The 23,346-nt window shown below is 74.3% G+C and carries 20 protein-coding genes and 2 pseudogenes; 9 read left to right on the top strand and 13 right to left on the bottom strand.

From position 1 onward, the window contains the following. Window positions 1-101: 101 nt before the first annotated feature. On the bottom strand, window positions 102-1,412 hold the full coding sequence (locus tag AB0E96_RS19920; protein WP_359825294.1) for an extracellular solute-binding protein: 1,311 nt from the start codon (window positions 1,410-1,412) through the stop codon (window positions 102-104). A 325-nt stretch (window positions 1,413-1,737) separates the two neighbouring features. Between AB0E96_RS19920 and AB0E96_RS19915 the strand changes: the two genes are divergently transcribed. Beyond that, window positions 1,738-2,544 (top strand): IclR family transcriptional regulator, encoded by an 807-nt coding sequence (locus AB0E96_RS19915; protein ID WP_359825291.1) that lies wholly within the window; start codon window positions 1,738-1,740, stop codon window positions 2,542-2,544. 277 nt (window positions 2,545-2,821) lie between these two features. On the opposite strand, the gene AB0E96_RS19910 is transcribed toward AB0E96_RS19915, so the two are convergent. From AB0E96_RS19910 to AB0E96_RS19880, 7 genes are all read right to left on the bottom strand, one after another. Further along, window positions 2,822-4,231 carry a serine/threonine-protein kinase gene (locus AB0E96_RS19910; protein ID WP_359825289.1) on the bottom strand — a complete coding sequence of 470 codons (1,410 nt, stop codon included), beginning with the start codon at window positions 4,229-4,231 and terminating at the stop codon, window positions 2,822-2,824. A gap of 9 nt (window positions 4,232-4,240) precedes the next feature. Beyond that, window positions 4,241-5,002 carry a serine/threonine protein kinase gene (locus tag AB0E96_RS19905; RefSeq protein ID WP_359825286.1) on the bottom strand — a complete coding sequence of 254 codons (762 nt, stop codon included), beginning with the start codon at window positions 5,000-5,002 and terminating at the stop codon, window positions 4,241-4,243. A 249-nt stretch (window positions 5,003-5,251) separates the two neighbouring features. Beyond that, the gene (locus AB0E96_RS19900; RefSeq protein ID WP_359825284.1) at window positions 5,252-6,808 is read right to left on the bottom strand and encodes a peptidoglycan DD-metalloendopeptidase family protein; all 1,557 of its coding nucleotides are present in this window, start codon (window positions 6,806-6,808) and stop codon (window positions 5,252-5,254) included. 11 nt (window positions 6,809-6,819) lie between these two features. Further along, on the bottom strand, window positions 6,820-7,803 hold the full coding sequence (locus tag AB0E96_RS19895) for an esterase family protein (RefSeq protein WP_359825283.1): 984 nt from the start codon (window positions 7,801-7,803) through the stop codon (window positions 6,820-6,822). 291 nt (window positions 7,804-8,094) lie between these two features. Next, entirely contained in the window at window positions 8,095-8,625 is a 531-nt protein-coding gene (locus AB0E96_RS19890; protein WP_359825281.1) for a universal stress protein, read from the bottom strand. A 232-nt stretch (window positions 8,626-8,857) separates the two neighbouring features. After that, the gene (locus AB0E96_RS19885; protein ID WP_359825278.1) at window positions 8,858-9,532 is read right to left on the bottom strand and encodes a helix-turn-helix domain-containing protein; all 675 of its coding nucleotides are present in this window, start codon (window positions 9,530-9,532) and stop codon (window positions 8,858-8,860) included. Window positions 9,533-9,852: 320 nt separating this feature from the next. Beyond that, window positions 9,853-10,185: a ribonuclease gene (locus AB0E96_RS19880; RefSeq protein ID WP_359825298.1), complete on the bottom strand. Its 333-nt coding sequence runs from the start codon at window positions 10,183-10,185 to the stop codon at window positions 9,853-9,855. 352 nt (window positions 10,186-10,537) lie between these two features. Here AB0E96_RS19880 and AB0E96_RS19875 point away from each other — a divergent pair, with 352 nt between their 5' ends. Next, the gene (locus tag AB0E96_RS19875) at window positions 10,538-12,127 is read left to right on the top strand and encodes a carboxyl transferase domain-containing protein (RefSeq protein ID WP_359825276.1); all 1,590 of its coding nucleotides are present in this window, start codon (window positions 10,538-10,540) and stop codon (window positions 12,125-12,127) included. A 509-nt stretch (window positions 12,128-12,636) separates the two neighbouring features. Continuing rightward, window positions 12,637-13,011, top strand: coding sequence for a transglycosylase SLT domain-containing protein (locus AB0E96_RS19870; protein ID WP_359825274.1), 375 nt, complete (start codon window positions 12,637-12,639; stop codon window positions 13,009-13,011). 246 nt (window positions 13,012-13,257) lie between these two features. On the opposite strand, the gene AB0E96_RS19865 is transcribed toward AB0E96_RS19870, so the two are convergent. After that, a complete protein-coding gene (locus tag AB0E96_RS19865; protein ID WP_359825272.1) occupies window positions 13,258-13,728 on the bottom strand; it encodes an HD domain-containing protein in 471 nt (156 codons plus the stop codon). Window positions 13,729-14,046: 318 nt separating this feature from the next. Here AB0E96_RS19865 and AB0E96_RS19860 point away from each other — a divergent pair, with 318 nt between their 5' ends. Further along, entirely contained in the window at window positions 14,047-14,973 is a 927-nt protein-coding gene (locus tag AB0E96_RS19860; protein WP_359825270.1) for an AEC family transporter, read from the top strand. Between the two features lie 10 nt (window positions 14,974-14,983). Here the strand turns inward: AB0E96_RS19860 and AB0E96_RS19855 are convergent, their stop codons facing one another. Continuing rightward, window positions 14,984-15,439, bottom strand: coding sequence for a MarR family transcriptional regulator (locus tag AB0E96_RS19855; RefSeq protein WP_359825269.1), 456 nt, complete (start codon window positions 15,437-15,439; stop codon window positions 14,984-14,986). A 119-nt stretch (window positions 15,440-15,558) separates the two neighbouring features. Here AB0E96_RS19855 and AB0E96_RS19850 point away from each other — a divergent pair, with 119 nt between their 5' ends. Beyond that, on the top strand, window positions 15,559-16,440 hold the full coding sequence (locus AB0E96_RS19850) for an alpha/beta hydrolase (protein WP_359825266.1): 882 nt from the start codon (window positions 15,559-15,561) through the stop codon (window positions 16,438-16,440). A 1,043-nt stretch (window positions 16,441-17,483) separates the two neighbouring features. After that, window positions 17,484-18,257 (top strand): hypothetical protein, encoded by a 774-nt coding sequence (locus AB0E96_RS19845; protein WP_359825263.1) that lies wholly within the window; start codon window positions 17,484-17,486, stop codon window positions 18,255-18,257. Window positions 18,258-18,360: 103 nt separating this feature from the next. On the opposite strand, the gene AB0E96_RS19840 is transcribed toward AB0E96_RS19845, so the two are convergent. Continuing rightward, window positions 18,361-18,624 carry a dsRBD fold-containing protein gene (locus tag AB0E96_RS19840; RefSeq protein ID WP_359825262.1) on the bottom strand — a complete coding sequence of 88 codons (264 nt, stop codon included), beginning with the start codon at window positions 18,622-18,624 and terminating at the stop codon, window positions 18,361-18,363. Between the two features lie 269 nt (window positions 18,625-18,893). On the opposite strand from AB0E96_RS19840, the pseudogene AB0E96_RS19835 reads away from it, so the two are divergent. After that, window positions 18,894-19,733, top strand: a pseudogene (locus AB0E96_RS19835) (DMT family transporter); the annotation flags it as partial. A 234-nt stretch (window positions 19,734-19,967) separates the two neighbouring features. Further along, window positions 19,968-20,639 carry a DUF6629 family protein gene (locus AB0E96_RS19830; protein ID WP_359825259.1) on the top strand — a complete coding sequence of 224 codons (672 nt, stop codon included), beginning with the start codon at window positions 19,968-19,970 and terminating at the stop codon, window positions 20,637-20,639. A gap of 24 nt (window positions 20,640-20,663) precedes the next feature. On the opposite strand, the gene AB0E96_RS19825 is transcribed toward AB0E96_RS19830, so the two are convergent. Then, on the bottom strand, window positions 20,664-22,043 hold the full coding sequence (locus AB0E96_RS19825; protein WP_359825296.1) for an MFS transporter: 1,380 nt from the start codon (window positions 22,041-22,043) through the stop codon (window positions 20,664-20,666). 26 nt (window positions 22,044-22,069) lie between these two features. Further along, a complete protein-coding gene (locus AB0E96_RS19820) occupies window positions 22,070-22,690 on the bottom strand; it encodes a helix-turn-helix domain-containing protein (protein ID WP_359825257.1) in 621 nt (206 codons plus the stop codon). Between the two features lie 274 nt (window positions 22,691-22,964). Between AB0E96_RS19820 and AB0E96_RS19815 the strand changes: the two are divergent. Then, window positions 22,965-23,346, top strand: a pseudogene (locus AB0E96_RS19815) (hypothetical protein); the annotation flags it as partial.

The following is a 23,346-nucleotide window of genomic DNA, read 5'->3' as shown; positions in this document are numbered from 1 at the left end:
GGGGTGCCGGGGGCCCCGGGGGCTCCCGGGGGGGTGGCCGGGTTGGGGGCCCGGGGGGGGGCGGGCGGGTTCGGTGGCGCGCCGCCACCGATGGTCGGCCGTCAGTGCGCGGCGAAGGCCGAGGAGATCTGCGCGGCGGCGTCGGCCGAGGCCTTGGCCACGTCCGCCTTGCCGGTGACGACCTGCTGGAGCATCGTCGGGATCACCGACTGGGCGTCGATCTGCGCCCACCCCTGGTCGAGCGGGACGAACTTGGTGCCGGCCGCGATGGTGTCGGTGAAGGGCTTCAGGAACGCGTCCTTCGCGGCGACCTTGCCGCTGACGGACGTCAGCGTCGGCAGGTTGCCCATCGCGTCGTACATCTGCTCCTGGTAGCCGGGGCTCGCCAGCAGCTCGGCGAACTCGACGGCCAGCGTGCGGTGCTTGGCCGCCTTCATCACGCCCAGGTTGTTGCCGCCGGCGAACGCCGGGGCGATCGAGCCGGGCTTCTCCCCGGGCAGCGGCACCACGCCGTACTTGCCCTTGGCGGCGCCCGCTTCGACCTTGCCGCGGTTGGAGTTGAGCAGCACCGCCATCGCGGACTTGCCGGCCGCGAACAGGTCGACGGTCTTGCCGCCGGTCAGGTCCGCGCACTGCTGGGCCGGACAGCCGTCCGCGCCGAAGAGGTCGGTGTAGCGCTTGATCCCGGCCTGCGAGGCGGGAGAGTCGATCGCCGCCTTGAACTTGGCGCCGTCCTTGGTGGCGATGTCGCCGCCCGCGTCCCAGACGAAGGGCAGCGCGGCGAAGGTGTACTTGCCGCCGACGGCGATGCCGAAGGTGTCCGGGTGTGCCGCGTGGATCTTCTGGTTGGCGGCGACCAGTTCGGCGTACGAGGTCGGCGGGGCGAGGCCCGCCTCGGTGAACAGGTCGGTGCGGTAGTACAGCGCGCGCACGCCGACCCACCAGGGCAGGCCGTAGGTCTTTCCGTCGACCACGGCGGTCTTGGCGATCGCCGGGTCGAGGTCGCCCTTGTCCTTCCACTTGTCCAGTTCGGCCGTGATGTCGGCGAGGCCTCCGGCGGCGACGTAGCCGGGCAGGTCGGTGTTGCCGAACTCGACCAGGTCGGGGGCGCTGTTCGGGTCGTTGAACGCGCCCTTCATCTTGGCCGCGCGGGCCGAGGCGTCGGTGTCGATGTAACTGACGTTGACGGTGACGCCCTGGTGGGAGGCCTGGAACTCGGTCACGGCCTTGGCGATCACGGCCTCCTTGGCCGCGTTGCCCGCCTCGTTGTACAGCCAGACCTGCAGGGTGCCGGTCCGGTCGTCGGCGGCCTTGTCGCCGGCCGGCGAGGCGGTGCCGGGGGCGCAGGCGGTGGCGGCCAGGCAGCCGGCGGCGAGCACGACGGCTGCGGCGGTCCGTCCGATGAGTCGCATGGTGGAGACCTCCCCTCCCGACAGCTGCCGCCGAGACGTCCGCCGCCGGGGCGGGCACGTCGAAGCAGGCCCTGACCGGGGCCGATGGTGGGTGAAGTGGTGGGGGTACGGCAGGGCGCAGCGCTCGGGTGGGGCGACGTCGCCTGCTCGATGGCAGGGACGTTAGGCGGGGGCGATCGGCGCCAACAAGGGGGACTTGGGGAAAGTTTTGCACTGCACAACGTTGTATCGAAGATGCGGCGATCCGGCTTCGAACGGGTACGTTCTGACAACCGCCGCCGACCTGCGGGGGAACACCGGCAGAACAGGACCAGGGAACGGACCCATGACGGAGACGGCGCCCAAGAAACCCGCGACCGAACGCAACCAGTCCTCCTCTCTGCGCCGCGCACTCGCCGTCCTCGGCTACGTCCGCGACCACGGCGACGGACGCGGCGTGCCCCTCGCCCAACTCGCCGACGGCCTCGGCCTGAACAAGAGCACCGTGCTGCGGCTGGCCGGTCCCCTCCTGGACGAGCACCTCCTCGACCGGGACCGCGAGACCGGCTGGTTCCGGCTCGGCCACGGCTCACTGCGGCTCGGCCAGGCCTACCTGACCACCCTCGACCTGCGCAGCGTCGCCGCCGAGCACCTGCGCCGGCTCCAGCGCGAGGCGGGCGAGACCGTCCACCTGACCGTCTGGCAGGCCCCCGGGATCGTCTACCTGGACAAGGTCGAGGACGAGACCAACGTCCGGATGGCCTCCCGGGTCGGCAGCCGGGCACCCGCCTACTGCACCGCCACCGGGAAGGCGATCCTCGCCTGGCTGCCCGAGGAGGCCGTCACCGAGGTGGTCGCGGCCGGCCTGCGGCCGGTGACCGCCTGGACCATCGCCGACGAGCCCCGGCTCCGCGCCGACCTCGCCCGGATCCGCGCCCGCGGCTACTCGATCGACGACCGCGAGAACGAGCCCGAGGTCCGCTGCGTCGCCGCCCCGATCTTCGACCACACCGGCGAGGTCACCGCCGCCCTGTCCGTCTCCGGCCTCACCTCGCGGATGACCGCGGCCAGGGTCCGCGCGCTCGGCCCGGTGGTCGCCCAGGTCGGCCTGCGGATCTCCCGCGAACTGGGCTCCGACCGCCAGCCGTCCTGACCGCCCCCGGAAACGCGGAACGGGTCCGATGCCGTGTCGACGGCACCGGACCCGTTCCGGATCGGAGCGCCAGGCCCGGGTCGCACGGACTCTTCCTACTGAAAGTAGGACGTGCTCTGGTAGCACCACTGACGCGTGAGGAGGAATCACTCCCTCGCAACGAGAAGTACGGTACCAGCTCCGTGATCATCCGCCGAATCGGAGGGGAACCCCCGGTGACGCGCTATCGGCGCCGCACCGTCCGGAGCCGTTCCGCACACCGCCGGGCCTGCCGCGGTCACGGGCAGCGGAGCAGGGCCGGGCGGTCCCTGGTACGGACGGCGGGGAGCCAGGCGGTGGCCGGACCCGGCAGGCGGACGCGGTACCAGAGCGTGGAGGTGAGGTCCTCCTCGTTGATGACCGGAAGGCCGGTGGGGAGCTGGCAGTCGGCGTCGAGGGTGTCGTTGTGCCAGACCCGCACGGGAACCACGTTGTCGGCGGTGTAGGGGCGCAGGGGGTCGACGGCGAGGCCGAGGCTGCACCGGGGGTCACGGTCGGTGCGGTCCTGGCAGCCGCGTTCGGCGTTGAAGACCCGGACGTGGGCGGGCTGCCCCGAGGCTCCCGGATGCGGCCAGAGCGCGGTGACGGTCACGGCGGCCGTGGCGCAGAAGGCCAGGGCCAGCAGGGCGGTCCGCGGGCGGGGACGCGGGTACGGGCGGCGCGGGCGCCGACCGGAGCGGTGGGCACGGATGCGGGCGAGCAGGCTCTCCGCGGTGTGCGGGGCGCGGGCGGCGTGGGTCGGGGCGAGGCAGTCCGCGGCCAGGGCGCGCCAGAACGGCGGGACGGCGGCGGCCAGCCGCAGAGCGGCGCGGCCCTCCGCGTACTGCTGGGCGGCGGCGCTGCGGGCGGTGGGGGTGGCGCCGGGGAACGGCCGGCTCCCGGCGGCGAAGACCTCGTGGATCACGATGCCGAGCGCCCAGATGTCGGCGGTGGTCCGGACCTTGACGCCGTGCCGCCCGAGCGGCTCCTTCCAGCGCTCCGGCGGGAGGTAGTCGGGGGTGCCCATCGGGGCGCAGTGGCCGTGAGTACCGGTGAGCTCGATGGCGAGGCCGAAGTCGGAGAGGCGGACCTCTCCGTCCGCGCCGATCAGGACGTTCTCCGGCTTGAGGTCGGTGTGGACCCAGCCGGAGCGGTGCAGGTGGGCCAGGCCCTCGCAGATGCCGGTGACGATTCGGGCGCCCTCGGCCTCGTCGACACCTGCGGCGAGCAGGTCGCGCAGGGTGCCCCGGGCGCGTTCCATGACCAGGACGATCGCGCCGTCGAGCGAGGGCTGGTCGGGGGCGGCCAGGACGAGGGTGTCGAGCAGCCTGACCAGCCGGGGGTGCGGGGCGGTCCGGCCCAACTCGGCCTCGCGCCGGGCGGCTTCGGCGACCTGACGGGCCTGGCGGGGGGCGAGTCCGGCGGTCGGCAGCACCTTGAGGGCGACCGTGCCGTCCGCTCCGTCCCCGTCCCCGGCCTCGGCCTCGGGCCGACCGCCCACCCGGACGTCGGCCCGTTCATCGACCTGGCCGTCGGCCCGGCGGGCGGCGTAGACCGTCGCCCAGCCACCCTCGCCGATCGGCCCGGTGACGGTCCACTCGCCGACCCGGTGGCCGGCCGGCAGCAGTTCCTCGCCGTCCCCGGGAAAGGCCCGGTCCTCCAGCGCCACCGGCCCTCCCTAGCGTCCGGACCGGCCGGGTCGGGGGCCCGGCAGGAGCGCGAGGTGCTCCTCGCGGACGATGCCGAACTTCAGGGCGAGCCCCACCACGGCCTCGCGCTTGCCGCCGCGGCGGTCGGCGCGGTCGCCGTCGGGCAGGTCGATGCGGAGCTTCTCGTCGGCGAGGTAGTCGAGGTGCGAGCTGACCGCGCGGGCGGTGAGCCGGGCACAGGCGGGGTGGCCGCGCAGCCGCTCCACCACCTGCGGGGTGGTCGGCACGGCGGCGGGCGAACGGTCGCGCAGCCACGGTTCGCAGAGCGCGACCAGGACCAGGAAGTAGGTCGCGGTCTCGTCCAGCGAGTACGCCGTCATGGTGCGGCTCTCCCGGGAACCGCCGCGGGCGTCCGGGTCCAGGTAGACGTGGTCGGGCGCGAACACCTGGAAGGACAGCGGGATTTCCCGCCGGGAGGGCAGCACCACCCGGGAGAACTCGAAGGGGATCGGCGCGCCGATCCGCCGCGGCGGGACCCGCAGGTACTCGCCCGCGCCCTCCGGATTCTCCACCAGGTAGGCGTGGGTGCCGCTGAGGTTGCTCAACTGCCAGTGGTCGTCCGTCGCGTGGATCTCACCGGCCAGCCGGGACACCGACTCGTCCCCGAGACGCAGCTCCACCGGGGTGCGGACCGAGCCGCGACCGAAGCGCACCCGCTCCCCCGGGCCGAGCCGCAAGGTCACCGTGTCGTCGCCGTTCCCCTCCGGCAGGTGGACGACAATCCCGCTCACCGCTCCTCCGTCCCGCGCACCGCTCCCCCGTCTCGCGCACCGGCTCTTGCCGGACGGACGAACGGTACCTCTTCGCGTACGACAGTAAACCGGATGCCGCACGGTACTTGACAAGGTGGCGGTGCAGGGTACAGGCGTTCGGTGGGAGCGTCGGCGTGCCCGGACGCGGCGACGACACGGGCGGGGCGGCCGGTGAACGGGAGTAGTCGTGCTCCCGCTCGCCGGCCGCCCCGCCCGCCGCAGGCGCGGTCAGCCGGACGAGGGCCCGGGGGTGGCGTTCAGCCAGGCCCACTCCGACCAGGTGGAGAACCCGGTCTGCCAACGGTGGTGCACACCATCGGTGTTGGAACCGAACACCTCGATCCGCCCGTCCGCGTTGGCGGCGGCGGCGATCTCGCTACCGCCGCCGCCGAAGGTGTCCCACTGGCCGTACGGGGCGTTCAGGCCGGTCTGCCAGATGTGCTGCGCCGTACTGCCGTTGATGGCGAAGACCTCGGCCCGGCCGTCCGCGGTCATCTGGCTGGTCAGCCGGGAGTCGGCGGGCCCTCCGGTAGCCTCCCAACCGGACCAACCGGTGGGACTGGTCTGGTACTTGTGGTAGACACCGGCCGGCCCGGATGCGAAGACCTCGAGGCGGCCGTCCTGGTTGTGGCTGACGGTGACATCGTGCCCGCCACCACCGAAGTCCTCCCAGCCGGACCAGCCCCCGTTGACAGCCATCTGCCACTGGTGCCGGAACGTCGCACCGTTGAGCGCGAACACCTCCAACCGGCCGTCCGATGCCTTCCCGAGCTCGATCTCGCTGCCGGCAGGACCACCACCGGTGGCCTCCCACCCGGACCAACCGCCATTGGCCGCGGTCTGGTACCGGTGGAAGACCGCGGCGGGCCCCGAAGCGAAGACCTCCAGACGACCGTCCTGGTTCGCACCGACGGCGATGTCATGGCCCCCACCGCCGAAGTCCTCCCAACCGGACCACCCGCCCGAAGGCTGAAGCTGGTAACGGTGCTGGAGCGTAACGCCGTTGATCGCGAACACCTCCAAGCGGCCGTCCGCATCCGACCCGATCGCCAACTCCGCACCACCCGGACCACCCGGACCACCCGGACCACCGAGACTCTCCCACTCGGACCAGGCACCGTTCACCACCGTCTGCCACGCATGGGAGACCCCGCCCGCCCCGGCCGCGAACACCTCCAGACGACCGTCCGCCGACCGTGCCGACACCACCCGCCCCGACTCCGCCGGATACACCAACGGGGCGGGACGGGGGCCGCTTCCGGGGACGCAGGGCACGATGACGCCGCGCTCCGCCAGGTAGGACTCCGGGTCGGTGCGCACGGACGCGTTCGGGTCGGCCCAGACCCGCAGGTGCAGGTGCGGACCGGTGGAGTTGCCCTCGCTGCCCATCAGCGCGATCTGTTGGCCCGCCGTCACGTCCTCGCCCTCGAAGACGTCCCGCCGCTGCATGTGCCCGTACTCGGTGATGCTCCCGTCCGGGTGCAGGATGCGGATCCACTGGCCGTATCCGGGCTCCGTTCCGGAGAGGATGACCCTGCCGTCGCCGACCGCGTGGATCGGGGTGCCGTAGTCGTTGGCGATGTCGATGCCGTTGTGCTCCGCCGAGTAGTGCTGGGAGACCTGGCCGCGGGCCGGGCAGGCCGCCGCGAACCCGGCGGCCTGGGCGGGAGCGGTCACGGTGGGAGCGGTCACGGTGGGAGCGGCCACGGCTGGGGCGGCGGGCACGGTGACCGGCAGCAGCAGGGCGACCACCGCCAGGGCCGACCGCGAGGCGCGGCGGACCACCCGGGCGCCCCTCACGCCTTGCGGAGGCGGTCGATGATGCCGTCGATGTCGCGCTGCATCATGTCGGGCCGGATGAAGTGGCCGCCCGACTCCTCGTGGGCCTCGTACGGGATGCCGGCGCCGTCGAGCAGGGAGCGGAACTCCCGCTGCTCGGCCAGCACTTCGGACTCGTTGAACTGGTCGAAGGGGTTGGTCGGGTCGGGGCTGGTGCCGGCGACCAGGAAGATCCGCTTGTTGCGGTAGCTCTCCAGGCGCTCGACCGGGTTGTCCGCGGTGACCCGGGCCTGGTCCCACAGGGGCGCGCCGTAGATCGTGCCGCCGGCCAGGTCCTTGACCGCGGAGGACACGTTGGCCCAGTGCACGACCGCGCCGTTGTTGTGGCGGATGCTGGCCGGGCCGGAGTGGGCGCTGACGGAGGCGAAGTGGCCCCAGTACTTGGCGGCGTACTTCAGGGCGCCGAAGCCGCCCATGGAGAAACCGGAGACCGCGCGGCCCTCGGGCTCGGCGTAGGTGCGGAAGTTGGCGTCGACCCAGGGGATCAGCTGGTTGATGTGGAAGGTCTCCCAGTTGCGGGGGCCGACGTTGGTGCTGACCGGGTTGGAGTACCAGCCGGCCTGGCCACCGTCGGGCATGACGACGATCAGCGGCTTGCCGATCGTCCACTCCCGGACGCCCCGGCGGTCGAACTCGATGAAGTCCTGGAGGCCGCCGTGCAGGAGGTAGAGGACGGGGTAGGTGCGACCGCTGGTGTGGTAGTCGTCGGGGAGCAGCACGTTGACGGCCGGGTCCCAGCCGATCTCGGCGGTCCGGAAGCGGTAGTACCACATCCGGGCGTCGCCCTCGTTGCGGTCGGTGATGTGCAGCCCGAAGCCGTCGTCGGCGGCACGGGCGGCCGAGGCCGTCGCGAGGACGCTCGCGCCGCCGAGCGCCAGCGCGGCGCCGAGCCCGCCGGCGGACTTGAGGATGCTCCTGCGGGTGGGGTGGTTCGCGGTCACCGTGACCTCCGGAAGGCGCGTGGCGGCGGCCCCGTCCGGACCGCCGGATGTCCGACGGTTCGGACGGTAGCCACCCGCCGCGGGGCGCGGAATCCGGAACCATACGGACTGACAGCAGCCGGGCCGGGCGCGGAGACTGATGCGTTTCCGACACCTCCGACGCTCCCGACACCTCCGACGCTTCCGGCCTCGGCCGGTGGCGGTGGCGGTGGCGGTGACGATGGCCGCTGGGCATGCGCGACTGGGGCGGACTGGTCCGGTCGGCCCGGCACGGGACAGGACGGGACAGGCTCAGCTGCCGCTGCCCGCCGCCGGCCCGCACAGCCCGACGCCGCGCTCCAGGGCCTCCAGGTCGCGCTGCAGCGGTGGCCGCGGGACGGCCAGGACGGGGCAGGTGGCGTGCCGGACGCAGTAGGCGGCGACCGAGGGGTGCACCAGACGGGCGAGTCGGCCGCGTTCCCGTCCGGCGCCGAGGACGAGCAGGTCGCCGGGTCGGTCGGCGCAGCGCACCAGGGTGTGGCCGGTGTCGCCGCGCACGGTCTGGCAGCGCAGCCGGACGCCCGCGTAGCGGCCGGCGAAGGCCTCGTCGAGGGCTTGCCTCAGCCTGGCCACGGCGGCGTCACGGCCGGCGTCGATCACCGGCGGGCAGGGGGTCCTGCGGTAGCCGAGCTCGTCGCCGGGCGGGGTCCAGCAGAGCACCGCGAGCACCTCGACGTCCGTCCGGCGGGCCTCGGCGACCGCGTGGTGCAGTGCGGCGAGGCTGCCGAGCGAGCCGCTGACGCCGACCACGATCCGGCCCTCGTCCGCACCACTGTCCGTCATGGTCCCGCCCCTGCCTCTCCGTCCGCCCGCGGTCCCCGGTGCCGGCGCACCGGACCGGTGCCGATTCCACCTCAGCAAAGCGGCCCGTACCCGGACGGCCCGCTCCCGTTGACGCGGTTCTGACGCGGAGCCCGTCCTTCCGTACGCGCCCCTGATACCGCGCCCGCGGACGGGGGCGCGCGGGGCTCGGGGGCGTACGACGCGGGGACGGCGTTCGACGCGGGCGGAACGCTCAGCTCTGCGGTGGCTCCGCCTCCCAGAGGTCCGCGAACATCCGGTCCAGGTGCTCCTCCCCGATCGGGGGGACCGGCAGCGGGTGGGCGGCCCGGGCCCGGAAGCCGTCGAGCAGCAGGGCGAGGTAGCGCCGCCAGAGGTCGGGGCGCAGCTCGGTGGCGGCCGGCAGGGCGCGGCAGAGCGGGCCGAGCAGGAAGAGCAGGTCCATGGTGGCCACGTCGCGGCGCATGGTGCCCTGTTCCTGGGCGCGGACGATCAGGGCTCCCACGGTGGCGGCGTGCCGACGGCTGATCTCGATCATGCCGGGGATGGTCGGGATGGCCTGGGTGACCAGGTCGTTGATGCCCCGGTCGGCGGCGACCAGTTCGAAGATACGCTCGAAGTACCGTTCGAGGCCGCTCCAGGCGTCGTCGGCGGCGAGCGCCTCGTCGCCCGCGGTGGCCAGGCCGTTCCCGGCGTCCGCGAACACCTCGCCGATCAGCGCCTCGCGGGTCGGGAAGTGCCGGTAGAGGGTGGCGTTGCCGACACCGGCTTCCTTGGCGATCTGGTCCAGCGGCACGTCCAGGCCCTGCCGGGAGTACATGTCGCGGGCGGCGGCGAGCAGGAGGTCGCGATTGCGCTGCGCGTCCCGCCGGAGCCGTCCAGGGGGGTTCGCGCTGCTCGATGGTGCCATGCCCTCGACCCTAGCAAGCGCCGGCGGTCTCCACCCGGCGCCGTCCTCCGGCCCGGTCGGTGCGCTCAACCACACCGCGGGGCGGGCGAGATGGGCGACGCGTGGGCACGCGAACGGTTCGGCCGCGTCCGGCGGGGCGACGGGGACGTGGCCGCCGCGGCCGCACGGCGGTGGCCTCGGCGGGGAAGCGTGCCGGGGTCACCGTCGTGTGGGGAGCGCCCCCGGGGTGGCCCCGGGGTGGCCCCGGAGTGGTCCCGGGGTGGCCGGCGGACGCCGGCCTGCGAACGCTCAGCGGGTGGTCAGGGGGCGGTCAGGGGCGGTCAGCAGGTCTGGTCGATGAGGGAGAACGTGGCGTAGTGGTCGCCGGTGTAGTAGTCCTCCTGGTAGGCCTGCCCGGTCACGATCCGGCGCGCGCCGCGGGTCGGGGAGCCCGGGGTGATGACGGTGTACTCGTGGTAGTAGCCGTAGGACTCACTGGGCAGGACGCCTTCCCGGTTCTGGAAGACCACGCCGTCCTGGGAGTAGGGGAACGGCCCTCCGGAGGCGATCAGGCCGAGGGTGTCGGAGGCCTGGGGCGGGAGGGCGGAGAGGCAGACCGAGCCGCTCACGTCGGCGTGCGCCTCGGTGGCGACGGCGACCGGGGCGAGGGTCATCAGGGCGACGGCGGTGACGGCGGCAGCGCGGGACTTCCACGCGCGTAGAGTGCGAGTCATGTCCACCAGTGTGACGAGACGCCGTCAACTCCGGAAGCCTCCCGGGAAAGTATTAACCAGTGAGTAACTCCCCTTTACCTGCGACGACTTGAGCCGTACGCAGCACCCCGCACCGCTCCGCCGGAGCCTCCGGCGCCACGTCCACGAACCGCCCGTCCGGAGCAAGGGTCGACCGTCATCGAACTCATGTCGGAACTGTCCCGCCCGCACCGTGCCGCATAGAGTGCCGCGTAGCCGCACGGCGCCGGCGGCGGATCACCGCGAGGCCGGAACGATCTCTGACGGGGTGGGCATGGGTACGGGCTCGGGCACAGCACTGACGGCCCACCAGCTGATCGGTCTGCTGGTCGATCCGGGCGGCTTCCGCAGCTGGGACGAACCGCCCGCCGTCGACCGGCCCGACCCCGGCTACCGCGCATCCCTCGACCGCGCCCGCGAACGCACCGGCCTGGACGAGGCTGTCCTCACCGGCGCCGGCCGGGTCGACGGCCGTCCGGTCGCCCTGATCGCCTCCGAGTTCGGCTTCCTCGGCGGCTCGATCGGCGTCGCCACCGCCGAACGGATCACCCGCGCCGTCGAGCGCGCCACCGCCGAACGGCTGCCGCTGCTGGCCCTGCCGGTCTCCGGCGGGACGCGGATGCAGGAGGGGTCGGCGGCCTTCCTCTGCATGCTGCGGATCACCGCCGCCGTCCAGGCCCACCGCGCGGCCGGCCTCCCCTATCTCACCTATCTGCGCAACCCCACCATGGGCGGGGTCTTCGCCTCCTGGGGCACGCTCGGCCAACTCGTCCTCGCCGAGCCGGGCGCCAGGCTCGGCTTCCTCGGCCCGCGCGTGTACGAGGAGCTGCGCGGCGTGGAGCTGCCGCCGGACGTCCAGCGGGCCGAGACGCTCGCCGGTCAGGGGCTGGTGGACGCCGTCGTGCCGCCGGGGGAACTGCGCGAACTGCTCCGCCGCACCCTCACCGTCCTCGCCACGACACCGCCGCCCTCCTCCACTACGGGGACCGCCTCTTCCCCGGACCCCGCCGCGCCCGTCGGAACCGCCGCGCCCACCGGGTCCGCCGTGCCCACGAGGTCCGCCTCGCCCGCCGAGCCCACCCCGGCCGTTCCCGGACACCCCGACACCTGGGACTCCGTCCGCCGCACCCGCCGCCCCGACCGCCCGGGCGCCCGCGAGCTGCTGCGCCGCACCGCCGAGGAGCTGGTGCTGCTGGACGCCCCCGGCGGGCGCGGCGGGGCACTGGTCCGGGCACTGGCCGTGCTCGGCGGGCACCCCGTCCTGGTCGTCGGCCAGCAGCGGCAGACCCCCGAGCACGAGCGCCCCTTCACCGCCGCCGACCTGCGGGCCGTACGGCGCACCGCCCGCCTGGCCGAGCAGCTCGGGCTGCCCCTGGTCACCGTGGTGGACACGGCCGGCGCCGAGTTGTCCGCCCGGGCCGAGCTGGACGGCATCGCGGTGGAGATCGCCCACTGCCTGACCACCCTGCTCGCGCTGCGCACCCCCGTCCTGGCCGTCCTGCTCGGCCAGGGCTCGGGCGGCGGGGCTCTCGCGCTGCTCCCGGCGGACCGGGTGATCGCCGCCGAGCACGCCTGGCTGGCACCGCTGCCGCCGGAGGGCGCCTCGGCGATCGTCCACCGGGACGGCGCGCACGCCGCCGAGCTGGCCCGCTCCCAGGGGATCGGGGCGCGCCACCTGGCCGGGGTCGGGCTGGTCGACGAGGTGGTCCCGGAACTGCCGGACGCCGCCGAGGAGCCGGAGGCCTTCTGCGCCCGGCTCGGGCGGGCGGTCGGCGCGGCGCTCGGCGACCTGTCCGCGGCCACCCCGCCGGACCTCCTCGCGGCCCGGGCCCTCCGGCACCGGCGGTTGGGCGACCTCCGCTAGCCGCCGACCCAGCGATGCGGCCCCGGTCTCACGGTCACCGTGTGGCGCCGGTCTCAGCGCGGGGTTGATCGTCTGTACCCACCGTGCTGCGCCCAGGCCGGCGCGTGACGCCCACCAGGGCCCGCACGGTGAGTGCGCTCACACGTGATCAACCACAACGACGGACGGTAGTAGACGATCCCGGACCGCCTTCGCCGTCCCCGCGCTCCCCGCGTTCGCGCAGTTCACACCCGGTCGGCGCGCTCCGGGCGGCCACTCCTTCGAATCCACGGCAGCCCGCTCCGTACGACCGGGAGTCGTACCGAGGGGGGCTTGGCGACGGCCGATCCGGTCTGCCAACAATGGCTCAGTCGTCAGCCGCACCGGCTCCTGTCCCCCGGTGAACGGCTTGCCGCCGAAGTCACTCCCCGCGACCGTTCCGGCCCCTGTCCGGCCGTGGTCCTGGGCGGGGAGTGACCCGGCCCAACCCGATTGAGGTCCTGTTCTTCATGCCCGCTTTCAAGCTCCGCATGCGTACTTCCGCCGCGATCCTCGCCGGCACCGCCGGTCTGACCGCCCTGGGCGCCGGTGTCCTGCCCGCCACCGCGAACGCCGCCAGTGCCTCCCCGCAGGCCATCGCCGCCCAGATCGTCCCGGCCAACCAGCTGGCGTCCTTCAGCCAGATCATCTCCCACGAGTCCAGCTGGAACGTGACCGCGACCAACGCGAGCTCGGGTGCGTACGGCCTGGCCCAGGCGCTGCCGGGCTCCAAGATGGCCTCCGCGGGTGCGGACTGGAAGACCAACCCGGCCACCCAGATCAAGTGGGCGCTGGACTACATGAACACCCGCTACGGCAGCCCGAACGCCGCCTGGACCTTCTGGCAGGCCAACCACTGGTACTAAGCCGACCCCATCGGCCCAGCAGGCTCCGTCCGTCACCTGACCACTCCCCCCTCACCCCGGGGGTCGGACAGGGACCACCGGGGTGCCCGAGAGGGCCCGGACCCGCGCGATCCGCGTGGTCCGGGCCCTCTCCTGGTTTTCCCGGGCCGGCTGCCGGCTCGCAGACCGCCACGTGGTTCTCCGGCCGGCGCCGTCGCGCACGGGCCGCGGCCCACGGCGCACGGCCCTCGATCTACCGTCTACGGTCTACGGCTCGCCGATGAGCCCGAGCAGCTCGCGCATCCGCGCGTACTTGGCGGCCAGCCGCTCGGCGGTGGACCGGTCCAGCGCGGCGAGGCGGGCCGGGTCGGAGTTGTGCGCCAGGTCCGCGCGCTTGACCAGCAGTGCGCCCGGCGTGGCCAGGATGCGCGCGGTGTACTCCTCGACCGGCTCGTCCGGACGCCGGGTGAGCGCGTCCACGATCGCCTTGGTCTCCGCCGGCAGCGCGGCCCCGGCCAGCCACTCCCGGCTCAGCCGGTCGTCCTCGACGGTGTCGTGCAGCCAGCCCGCCGCGATCTGGGCCGAGCTGCCGCCGCGGGCCGCCGTTCCGCAGGCGACCGCCGCGATGTGCTCGGCGTAGGGGTGGCCGTTCTTGTCGACCTGCCCCCGGTGGGCCCGGCGCGCGATCGCCTCCACCTCGGACAGGCTCAGGTACTGGTTCTCCATCGGCTCATCCATCGGCTCATCGTAGGCCCCGGGTGATCGGCCGCGCTCCGGACGGCCGGGCGGGCTCGGGACGGTCGGCCGCACTCCGGACGGTCGGCCGCGCTCCGGACGGCCGGGTGCGCGCAGGCGCGCGGGTGTGCGCAGGCGCGCGGGTGTGCCCGTCACGGCCGGGTGCGGTCATGACAGGCCCGTCGTCCGCCCCGCCGATGGCCGCTGGTTTACTGCCCCGGGGGTTCATGGGCTTCGGGGGGTCACCGCGCTCGGGAGTCGACGCCCCCGACGGGAGACCCCCGTCGCACCGGCAGATCCACCCGAGCGATCCGAGGAACCATGCCAGCCCTGCACCCCCTCCTGTCCGCCTTCGCGCCGATCTGGGCGCTCACCGGCGTCGGCTACGTCGTCGGCCGTACCGGGCTGCTCGGGCCGCAGGCCGAGACGGTGCTCAACCGGTTCGTCTTCCACGTGGCGATGCCGGCCTCACTGTTCCTGATGATCTCCCGCACCCCTCTGGACCGCTTCGCCAACGCCTCGATGCTCGCCTTCGCGGCGGGCACCGTGGTCACGATCGGTCTCGGGCTGCTCGCCGGGCGGCTGCTGTTCCACCGCGGACCCGGCGAGCTGGCCGTCGGCGCGATGGCCTCCGGCTACGTCAACTCCGCGAACCTCGGCATCCCGGTGACCATGCAGGTCCTCGGCGACGCCTCCTTCGTGGCACCCGTGGTGCTGTTCCAGATCCTGGTGGTCACCCCCGCCGTGCTGGCCGTCCTGGACGGCGGCGCGGCCGGCCGGCGGGCGCTGCTCACCCTGCCCGTCCGCAACCCGATCCTGCTGGCCACCGCGCTGGGGGCCGTCGTCTCGGCGACCGGCGCACATCTGCCCGCCGAGCTGAATCGTTCCTGCGAACTGCTCGGCGGCGCCGGCGTGCCGACCGCGCTGATCGCCCTCGGCATGTCGCTGCACAACCGCCCTCCGGCGGACGCCCGTCCGCGCCGCACCGAGGTCGGGCTGACCGTCGCGCTCAAGACCCTGGTCCAGCCGCTGGTGGCACTCGCCGTGGCCGGCCCGGTGCTCCACCTGCCCGCGCACCAGCTGCTCACCGTGGTGCTGTTCTCCGCGCTCCCCACCGCGCAGAACGTGTACACCTACGCCCGCGAGTACCGGCAGGGCACCGCCCTCGCCCGGGACGCGGTGCTCTGGTCGACCCTGGTGTCGATGGCGACGCTCTCGGTGATCAGCTGGAGCCTCGGCCCCGCGTAGGCCCGGCCGTTCACTTCTCCCTGGCGGCCGCGACCACCCCGGCCATCGCCGCCAGGAAGCGCTGTGCCGTGTCCAGTTCCTCCGGCCCGAACTGCCGCATCGCCGCGAGCAGATCGCCGATCAGCCCGCCGAAGAAGCCCTCGCCCAGCTCCATCGCCCGGTCCTCCACCAGCAGCCGTACCCGGCGCCGGTCCCGCGGGTCCCGCTCGCGCCGGATCAGCCCGAGCCGCTCCAGCCGGTCCACCAGCCCGGTGGTGCCCGCCGAGTTCAACCCCAGCGCACCGCCGAGCCGGCCCGGAGTGACGACTTCCCCGGCCCTGGCCGCGTCCAGCAGGTGGATCAGCGCCCGGAGATCGGTCGGATGCAGACCGTTGCGGGCCGCGAACTCGGCACCGAACAGGTCGAGTTCGACCGTCAGACCACGCAGCAGATGGACCAGCCGGATCGGCTCGGCAAGCTCGGACACCCTGTCGTCCCTCCTCGGGCAAGCATGTGCGACGCTATTCTCTCGCTGAGCGAGATACTTGCTCGGCGAGTGGTTCAGTCGCACCCGGCCGCCATCACACCACACCCGCGGAGGCCCTCATGCCCGCCCGCACCACCCCCTCCCTCACCCCCTTCCTCACCGCCTACGACGCCCTCCTCGCCCGCTGGCCCGTCCCGGTCGAGGCACTCACCGTCCGCACCGCCCACGGCACCACCCGGATCAACGCCTGCGGACCCGCCGACGGCCGCCCGCTCGTCCTGCTCCACGGCGGCGGAGCCACCTCCACCATGTGGTTCGCCAACGCCCGCGCCCTGACCGAGGCCGGCCACCGCGTCCTCGCCGTCGACCTCATCGGCGACCCCGGCCGCAGCGTCCACGACGGCACCCCCCTCCACGGCGTCCCCGGCCTGCTCGGCTGGCTCGACGCCGTCCTCGACGAACTCGACATCCGGGAGGCCGACTTCTGCGGCCACTCCTACGGCGGCTGGATCGCCCTCGAGTACGCCCTCCACGCCCCCGCCCGGGTCGGCCGGCTCGCCCTGCTCGACCCCACCCAGTGCTTCGCCGGCTACCGCCCCCACTACCTGCTGCGCGCCGTCCCCCTCTTCCTCCCCCACCGCACCCCGGCCCGCGCCCGCACCTTCCTCGACTGGGAGAACGGCGGCACCTCACCCCTCGACCCCGACTGGCGCGAGCTGTACGCCCTCGGCTACGCCGACTTCCCCGCCTCCCCCGTCGTCACCGGCCCCCGCCCCACCCCCGAACGCCTCCGCACCCTCACCGCCCCCGTGCTCACCCTCCTCGCCGCCCAGACCCGTGCCCACGACCCCCACCACGTCGCCCGAACTGCCCGCCGCCTCCTCCCCGGCGCGGAAGCCGCCATCCTCCCCGGCGCCTCCCACCACGACTTCCCCATGGCCGCCGCCCCCGACCTCAACCCCCGCCTCACCACCTTCCTCGCCCCCACCCGCCACCCCTGACGGGCCGCCCCGCCTGCGCGAGAAGTCGACCCGTCCGACTTCTCACGCTGGCGGGGCGGCGGGGCGGCCACGAGGAACACCACACCGTGGATCGCGGGGTCAACCGGATCAAGCGCCTCCGCGTGAGTGGTGGCACGAAGAGCTGCCGGAGGGGCATCGCGCCCATGTCTGCTCGTCCGGCTGCTCGTCGAGTGGGCCCGCCGTGGCTGGTGTCGGACAGCGTATGGGACCGGACCGAGCCGCCGCTGCCGGCGCGACAGCAGCGGCTTCGCGAGTTCGGCCGCCGGGGCTGACGTCAGGGCACCCTGTTCGTGCCGCACACGGGCGTCCTGGGAGTGGCTGCCGCAGGCGCTCGGCTGCTGCTCGGGCACGGGCCCGTCGTGGCTGCCCGGGACAGGACCGAGCCCGGTCGACCGCACTCGCCCGCGGTTCGGGTCTCGGAGCCGTACGGTGGATCCGTGGCTTCCGTCACCCGTGGATCCGCTGGGACATCCGCGACGACATCCACAAGGCCTTCCTCAGGCCGGGCCTTGTGTCAGCTCCCGTCCGAGTCACTCGCTACGGGAGGACGGGACTCCCGTCCTCGCCGAGCCTGGGATGCCGGCCGGCGATGGTGGCCGGGGATGGTGGCCGACGGCTTGCCGAACGGCCTGTGCCGCAGCGGACCTCACGTCACCGGTGCCCGAATTCTGCCGGTACCGTGACGATCTCGACGACGGAGAGGCGCACGCGTGAGCACGTACCACGCGCACTCCCGCGCCTCCTCCCGGATTCGTTGATCATCGGCGCGGCCGGCGTACGGCACGGCGTCGTAGAACCGGCCGCGCCACCCGAACACGGCGATACCCATACGGACCTCCAGCCCCGCGGCCTCGGTTCCGTGCACGGCGACGGGGGCGAACCGTGCCCATCGACGCAGCCGGCGCAGCAGCCCGCACGTCCCCACCGGGCGGGCACGGACTGATGAGGGCGTGTTAGCCCACGAGGCGCAGCGGGGGGTGTCGGACGCCCGGGGGCGCGCGGGGCGTGCTTAGCGTGGCCGGATGACGGAGACCACACGGGGTGCCGGCACGGCGAAGGTGGGTGCGGCGCATGTGATGGCGCCGGCGGTGGTGTTCGCCGTTCCGGTGCTGAAGCTGGCGTGGACGCTCGGGGGTGGGGATGCGGCCCGGGACGCGCTGTTGGCGATGGGGCCGGCGAACTGGGTGGACGTCGTCATCGGGATGTTCTTCGCCGAGCCGGTGCTGGCGGTCGTGCTGGCGGCGGTGCTCTCGTACATCGGCTACGCCTACCGGGCCGCGCACGGCGGCGCCGCCCGGCACCAGGGGCGCGCGCTGGCGGAGACGACGGCCCGGGCGGCGATCGTACCGGGGGCGCTCGGGGTCGTGGTCGGGGCGTTCAACGGGCTGTGGTGGGGCGTGGCGGCGGGCGTCCTGGGCTACCTGCTGCGGCTCGGTGTGGTGGCCGAGTACCGGACGGGCGCGCGTTCGGCCGTCACCGGGCACCGTACCGGGCGGGCGGCCGCGACCTTTCGGGATCGGGCCGTCGAGGCCGTCCGGGTCGCGGCGCTGGTTCTCTCCGTGGCGGTGCTTCCGGTGTTCTCGGTGGTCGCCGCCCTCGACGGCCGGTCCTGGACGAGCGTGTTGCTGTGCGACGTCGACACCGGCTCCGGCCCACGGCGCGCCCGGCTGGTCGAGCTGGACCGACAGGCCCCGGGCGTCGTCGGGTGGGACGTCCCGGCCCACGAGGTGGTCAGCGGCACCAACTGCGCCGCCGATCCGTACGACGTCCTGCGCGCCCCCTGGTGGCGACGGTAGGACCGCAGACAGGGCGCACCCGTCGCCGGCGGTCTCGGCGGTCGCGGTGGCGCCCGGTCGGCGCGGCGGTCGGCGGGCTCAGTAGATCGGGCTCAGTACGGGCTCAGTAGATGAGATAGCCCGGGCGGTGCCCTTCGTCGTCGATCTCCCCGGTGGCCTGGGTCCGCAGTTTGTGGGCCAGTTCCTCCAGGGCACGGGAGGCCGCGACCTCCTCGCCGATCCTGGCGAGCGGGCGGTCGTCGGCGCTCTTCGTGGATTCGCCGCGCGCGCTCAGGCCGGGCGCCCTGGCGCCGGTCAGCCTGGCCTCGCACGCGGTGTGCACGCCGTCTTCCTCGAAGCTCAGCTCCACGTCCCACTGGTTGTGCATGCCACACCTCCTGGCGCCGGCCCCCGTCGCGCCTGTCGGGGCCGGCACGGGACGGTGCCCCGTGGCGGCCGCTCACACCAGCGTGCGCCTGCCCCGCCGGTGGCGGCAAGCGCTGCCGGAGCCGCCCGGTATCCGCCGCGCCGCGCGCGTGTCGTGCGACCGGCCCGGGCAGCGGCCCGGCGGTAGGCTGACGGGAGCGGCCGCGACGCCCGACCCATCTCCCGGACTCGTCGGCGCGGCGCGGGCAGCGACAACCTGGTGGTCCCTCCGTGGCGGTCTTCCTCCTCGCTCTCAGTGCGGCCTGCTTCCTGGGGCTCGGCTTCGTCCTCCAGCAGCACGCGGCGCAGCAAGCCCCGCGTTCCGATCTGCTGCGCTGGCGGCTGCTGCTGGACCTGATGCGGATGCCGCAGTGGCTGCTCGGTACCGGGTTCATGGTCAGCGGGCTGATCCTGTCGGCGCTGGCGCTCAACCAGGGAGAGGTGTCGCTGGTCGAGCCGTTGCTGGCCACCAATCTGATCTTCGCCATGGCACTGGCTCGGGTGCTGACCCGTCAGACCCTGGGCCGCTCCGGCTGGGCCGGGGTGCTGCTGCTGGCCCTCGGGGTGACGGCCTTCATCGTGGCCGGGCAGCCGACCGGGGGCGGGCCGACCGCCGGGGAGCTGCGGCACTGGCTGGTGGTGGGCACGGTGGTCGGGCTGGTCGTACTGCTGGTCTCGTTGGCGCGGCGGCTGCCGCTGTTCGAGGAGGCGACCCTGCTGGCGCTCGCCGCCGGACTGCTCTACGGCCTCCAGGACGCGCTGACCCGGACCACCACCCAGCGTCTCGACCACGAGGGCCTGGCCGCGGTGCTGCGCAGCTGGCAGCCGTACGCGGTGGTGGTGGCGGGGGTGGTCGGGCTGCTGCTGGTGCAGAGCGCCTTCGAGGCCGCGCCGCTGCGGATGTCCCTGCCGGCGCTGACCGCCGCCCAGCCGCTGTCCGGGATCGCCTGCGCGGTGGGTTTCCTCGGCGACCGGTTGCGGGTGACCCCGGCGGCGTTGGCCTGGCAGTCGGTCGGGCTGTTGGCGATCGTGATCGGGGTGATCGTGATCGGCCGCCATCCGGCGATGCCCGGGACCGTCCGCGACACCCTGGAGAGCATCGGGGCGCCACCGGAGGAGGGGCCGGAGGACCGGGCGGCGGAGGAGACGACGGAGGAGCCGCGGGAGGAGCCGGCCGAGAAGTCGCAAGGTGAGTCCGGCGGGGGCGGATCCGGGGACGGCAGGTGCGGGGACGGCAGGTCCGGGGACGAGCCGGAGGGCGGGTCCGCGCGGGGCGAGCGCCCCGGGAGCACCGGCTAGGCCGCGATGTGCTGGAGCGCGCGGGCGGACGCCGTGGCCGGTGGGCTGGTCGCGGCAGCGGGGGTGGCCTGCTTGGTCCGTGCCCACCGGGCCGGTCGGCCCGAGCGGCTGCCGCTCGCCGCGCTCCCCCTGGTGCTGGGCGCGCACCAGCTGATCGAGGCACTCGTCTGGCTCGGTACGGACGGCGGACTGCCGGACGGCCTCGCCGGGGCGGCCCGCACCGCCTGGGCCGTGATCGCCCTGCCACTGCTGCCCGTGTTCGTCCCCGCCGCTGTGTGGTGCGCGGCCGACGGACCGCGCCGGCGGGTGCTCGCCGCACTCGCCCTGCTCGGTGCGGCGGTCGCCGCTCCGCTGGCGGTCACCGTCGGCTACCGTCCGGTGACGGCCACCGCGCACGGCCGCACCCTCGGCTACGCGGTCGGTGTCCCGTACCCGGCCCTCCTGCTGACCGGCTATCTCCTCGCCACCCTGGGCTCCCTCCTGCTGAGCGGCGACCGGCTGCTCCGCCACCTCGGTCTCCTCACCGGCGTGGGCGCCGCCGTCTGTGCCCTGCTCTGGCACCTCGCCTTCATCTCGACCTGGTGCGCCCTCGCCGCCCTGGTCAGCCTGCTTCTGCTGCCGTGGGCGGGCCGCAGGCCGATGAGCGAGACCGCCCGCGCCACCGGGCGGAACCGCTAGGCAGTCCGGAGGAGCGGCCGGCGTTCAGCGGGCCGGCTCCGGCTCGACGGCCGCACGGCCCTCGTGCCCCCGGAGGCGGTCCATCTCGCGCCACTCGGGCCGGAAGCCGGCCAGGGTCGTGGTCAGGAAGTAGACGGCACCGGCCACGAGCAGGGTGGGTATCAGACCGACCATCGCGACCGAGGCACCCGCGGCCAGGCCTCCGAGCGGGATGCCGGCCCAGGCGAGGGAGCCGGTGAGGGCCTGCACACGGCCGAGCAGGTGGCGGGGCACCCGCTCGAAGAGCACCGCGCCGAGGATCGGGTTGAGGAACCCGGAGCCGAAGCCGCCGATCACGAGGACCGTGAGGACCAGCCACATCGGCGCGCCGAGGGCGAGCACCAGGAAGCGCGGCGCACCGCACAGCAGGAAGCCGGTGAAGAAGACGGTGCGGCGGGGCAGCCGGGAGGCGACGGCCGCGGCTATCAGGCTGCCGACGACCGCCGTGGCACCCGTGACGGCCCCGATCAGACCGATGGCCGCCGGCCCGTTGCCCGACTCCCGTGCCCAGACCGGGACGAGCACGGTGACGAACCCGGCATCGATCAGGTTGGTGATGCCGATCATGACCGTCACGACGAGCAGCAGCGGCTCCGAGCGCAGGAAGGTGAAGCCCTCGCGGAACATCCGCCAGTAGCCGGCGGGCTGCTCGTCGTCGGCCGGACCAGCGGCCGGACCAGCGGCCGGACCAGCGGCCGGCTCGGTGGCCGGGCCGACGGCCGCGGCGGGCACCGCGGGACGCCCCATGCCGCGCGGCAGCGCGAGCGCGATGATCAGCGACCCGAGCGCGAAGGTGCCCGCGTTGATCGCCAGACCGGCCAGCGGGCCCATCAGGGCGACGAGTCCGCCCCCGGCCGCCGGGCCGATCGTGGAGGCCAGCCGCTCGATGACGCCGGACAGTCCGGTGGCGCGCTCCATCGGCACTCGCGCGCGGTCGGCCGCTTCCGGGACCATGACGGACTTGGCCAAGTCCCCCGGGCCGCGCATCGCCCCGATCACCGCGACCATCACCAGCAGCACCCAGAACGGGAGCAGCCCCCGCGCGTGCAGCAGCGGGACCAGCCCGGCCGCGGTGGCGCTGACCGCGTCCGTCGTCCAGGACACCACGCGCGGCCCGAGCCGGTCGACCAGCGGCCCGGTCAGTGCCTTGACCAGCACGTACGGCGCCATCTCGGCGAAGGCGACCAGGCCCGTCATGGTGGCGCTGCCGGTGGTCGCCAGGACGAACCAGGGCAGGGCGATGGCCGAGACACGGGTGCCCGTCACCGAGACCGCGGACGCGGCCAGCACCCCGACCAGTGGCCGGTAGCTGCGCCCGGGCCCGTCGGCGGCGGCTCCCGTGGTGGTGGCCGTGGTGGTGCTCATGGTGGTTGTGGCGGTTGTGGTGCTGGTCATGTCGTCCCCCTGTCGTCGGTGTCGTCGCGCACGTCCGGCAGGACGTGGACGACGACGGATACCTGCTCCGATCCCTCCGGGACCGGCCCCTCGGCGCCCACCCAGCGGTAGCGCCTGATCACCTCGCTCAGCTCACCGGACAGCCGCTCGGCCTCGGCGGGCGTCAGCTGGAGCGCCAAGTCGCTCAGGTTCACCGCCTTGCGCCAGTCCCGCGGCATCGTCTCGAAGGCGTCCAGCGTGCGCTGGGCCGCCAGGGTGTGCGCGGCCAGGACGGACCGCAGGTAGCCGGCGGCGTCGCCCAGCTCCTCGTCCGGCACGTCGTCGACGCTCCAGACCGTGAGGCGGTGGGCCGAACGCCACCAGCGCTCACGGGCGTTGCCGCGCCCCTCGTCCTCCTCGACGAAGCCCGCGGCGGCGAGCTGACGCAGGTGGTAGCTGGTCGCGCCGGAGTTGATCCCCAGCTCCGCGGCGAGCCGCGTGGCGGTGGAGGGGCCGTACTTGCGCAGCAGCCCCACCACCCGCAGGCGCACCGGGTGCGCCATCGCCCGCATGGTCTCGGCGGTGAGGGCGACGGCCCGCTGGTCCTCGCTGTGCTTCCAGCCCTGCTCTTCGGTCATGGCAGGAGACTAGAACCGCAAAGGGTTCTTTGCAAAGGGTTTTTTGCGAAGAGTTCTTTGCGGTTCCCCGGGAGGCCCCCGTCCCGGTCGCCCCGCCGGACGGCGGGTGCCCGGTCGGCCGCTCGGCGGGGGGCTCCCGGGCGGAGCGCGGACCGGAGCGGGATTGTCACCCGGGCGGCCGAGGCGCAGGCTGGCAGGAAGGGCCCGGAAGCCGGCCCGCCGCGGTCGGCCGCGGATTCGGTGACGGCCGCCGCGGAGCACGAGGGGCAGGGCGATGGCACGCGGGAGGCTCTGGGGCTACGTGGCGTCGGGGGCCCGGGCGCTCAGCGCGTTCGGCGGCACCGTCGGCGCGGTGGGCACCGGGCGCAGGGGCCGGTACGGCCGGACGGGCGGGTCGGCGGTCGCGGCCGAGGAGGGGCCGGACCCGTCCTCGCGCGGCGCGATGGCCGCGCCCAGGGCGCTCACCGGCCCGGAGCTGGAGCGGCTGCGGTGGACCGGCCGGCAGGACGGCTGCGAGCCGATGGCCCGGCACGTCCAGGTGGCCGAGGTGGTCCGCCGGGTGGTGCGCGGCGGCGGCCGGGCGGCGGCCGTCACCCTCCGGGTGGCGCCCGGGCTCCCGGTGGTGGCCGGGGACGCCCGGCGGCTGGAGGCCGCCG

The organism is Kitasatospora sp. NPDC036755, from assembly GCF_040636595.1.
GTDB lineage: Bacteria > Actinomycetota > Actinomycetes > Streptomycetales > Streptomycetaceae > Kitasatospora.
The sequence above is the reverse complement of the archived record's forward strand: the minus strand, read 5'-3'. Positions and strand labels throughout refer to the sequence as shown.

What these genes read in the sequence shown, in the direction of transcription:
- AB0E96_RS19850 (WP_359825266.1), top strand. Translation starts at nt 15,559, where the DNA reads ATGCCCGCCCGCACCACCCCCTCCCTCACCCCCTTCCTCACCGCCTAC.
- AB0E96_RS19890 (WP_359825281.1), bottom strand. Translation starts at nt 8,625, where the DNA reads ATGACGGACAGTGGTGCGGACGAGGGCCGGATCGTGGTCGGCGTCAGC.
- AB0E96_RS19825 (WP_359825296.1), bottom strand. Translation starts at nt 22,043, where the DNA reads ATGAGCACCACCACGGCCACCACCACGGGAGCCGCCGCCGACGGGCCC.
- AB0E96_RS19845 (WP_359825263.1), top strand. Translation starts at nt 17,484, where the DNA reads ATGACGGAGACCACACGGGGTGCCGGCACGGCGAAGGTGGGTGCGGCG.
- AB0E96_RS19885 (WP_359825278.1), bottom strand. Translation starts at nt 9,532, where the DNA reads ATGGCACCATCGAGCAGCGCGAACCCCCCTGGACGGCTCCGGCGGGAC.
- AB0E96_RS19820 (WP_359825257.1), bottom strand. Translation starts at nt 22,690, where the DNA reads ATGACCGAAGAGCAGGGCTGGAAGCACAGCGAGGACCAGCGGGCCGTC.
- AB0E96_RS19915 (WP_359825291.1), top strand. Translation starts at nt 1,738, where the DNA reads ATGACGGAGACGGCGCCCAAGAAACCCGCGACCGAACGCAACCAGTCC.
- AB0E96_RS19840 (WP_359825262.1), bottom strand. Translation starts at nt 18,624, where the DNA reads ATGCACAACCAGTGGGACGTGGAGCTGAGCTTCGAGGAAGACGGCGTG.
- AB0E96_RS19870 (WP_359825274.1), top strand. Translation starts at nt 12,637, where the DNA reads ATGCGTACTTCCGCCGCGATCCTCGCCGGCACCGCCGGTCTGACCGCC.
- AB0E96_RS19920 (WP_359825294.1), bottom strand. Translation starts at nt 1,412, where the DNA reads ATGCGACTCATCGGACGGACCGCCGCAGCCGTCGTGCTCGCCGCCGGC.
- AB0E96_RS19880 (WP_359825298.1), bottom strand. Translation starts at nt 10,185, where the DNA reads ATGACCCTCGCCCCGGTCGCCGTCGCCACCGAGGCGCACGCCGACGTG.
- AB0E96_RS19830 (WP_359825259.1), top strand. Translation starts at nt 19,968, where the DNA reads ATGTGCTGGAGCGCGCGGGCGGACGCCGTGGCCGGTGGGCTGGTCGCG.
- AB0E96_RS19875 (WP_359825276.1), top strand. Translation starts at nt 10,538, where the DNA reads ATGGGTACGGGCTCGGGCACAGCACTGACGGCCCACCAGCTGATCGGT.
- AB0E96_RS19865 (WP_359825272.1), bottom strand. Translation starts at nt 13,728, where the DNA reads ATGGATGAGCCGATGGAGAACCAGTACCTGAGCCTGTCCGAGGTGGAG.
- AB0E96_RS19860 (WP_359825270.1), top strand. Translation starts at nt 14,047, where the DNA reads ATGCCAGCCCTGCACCCCCTCCTGTCCGCCTTCGCGCCGATCTGGGCG.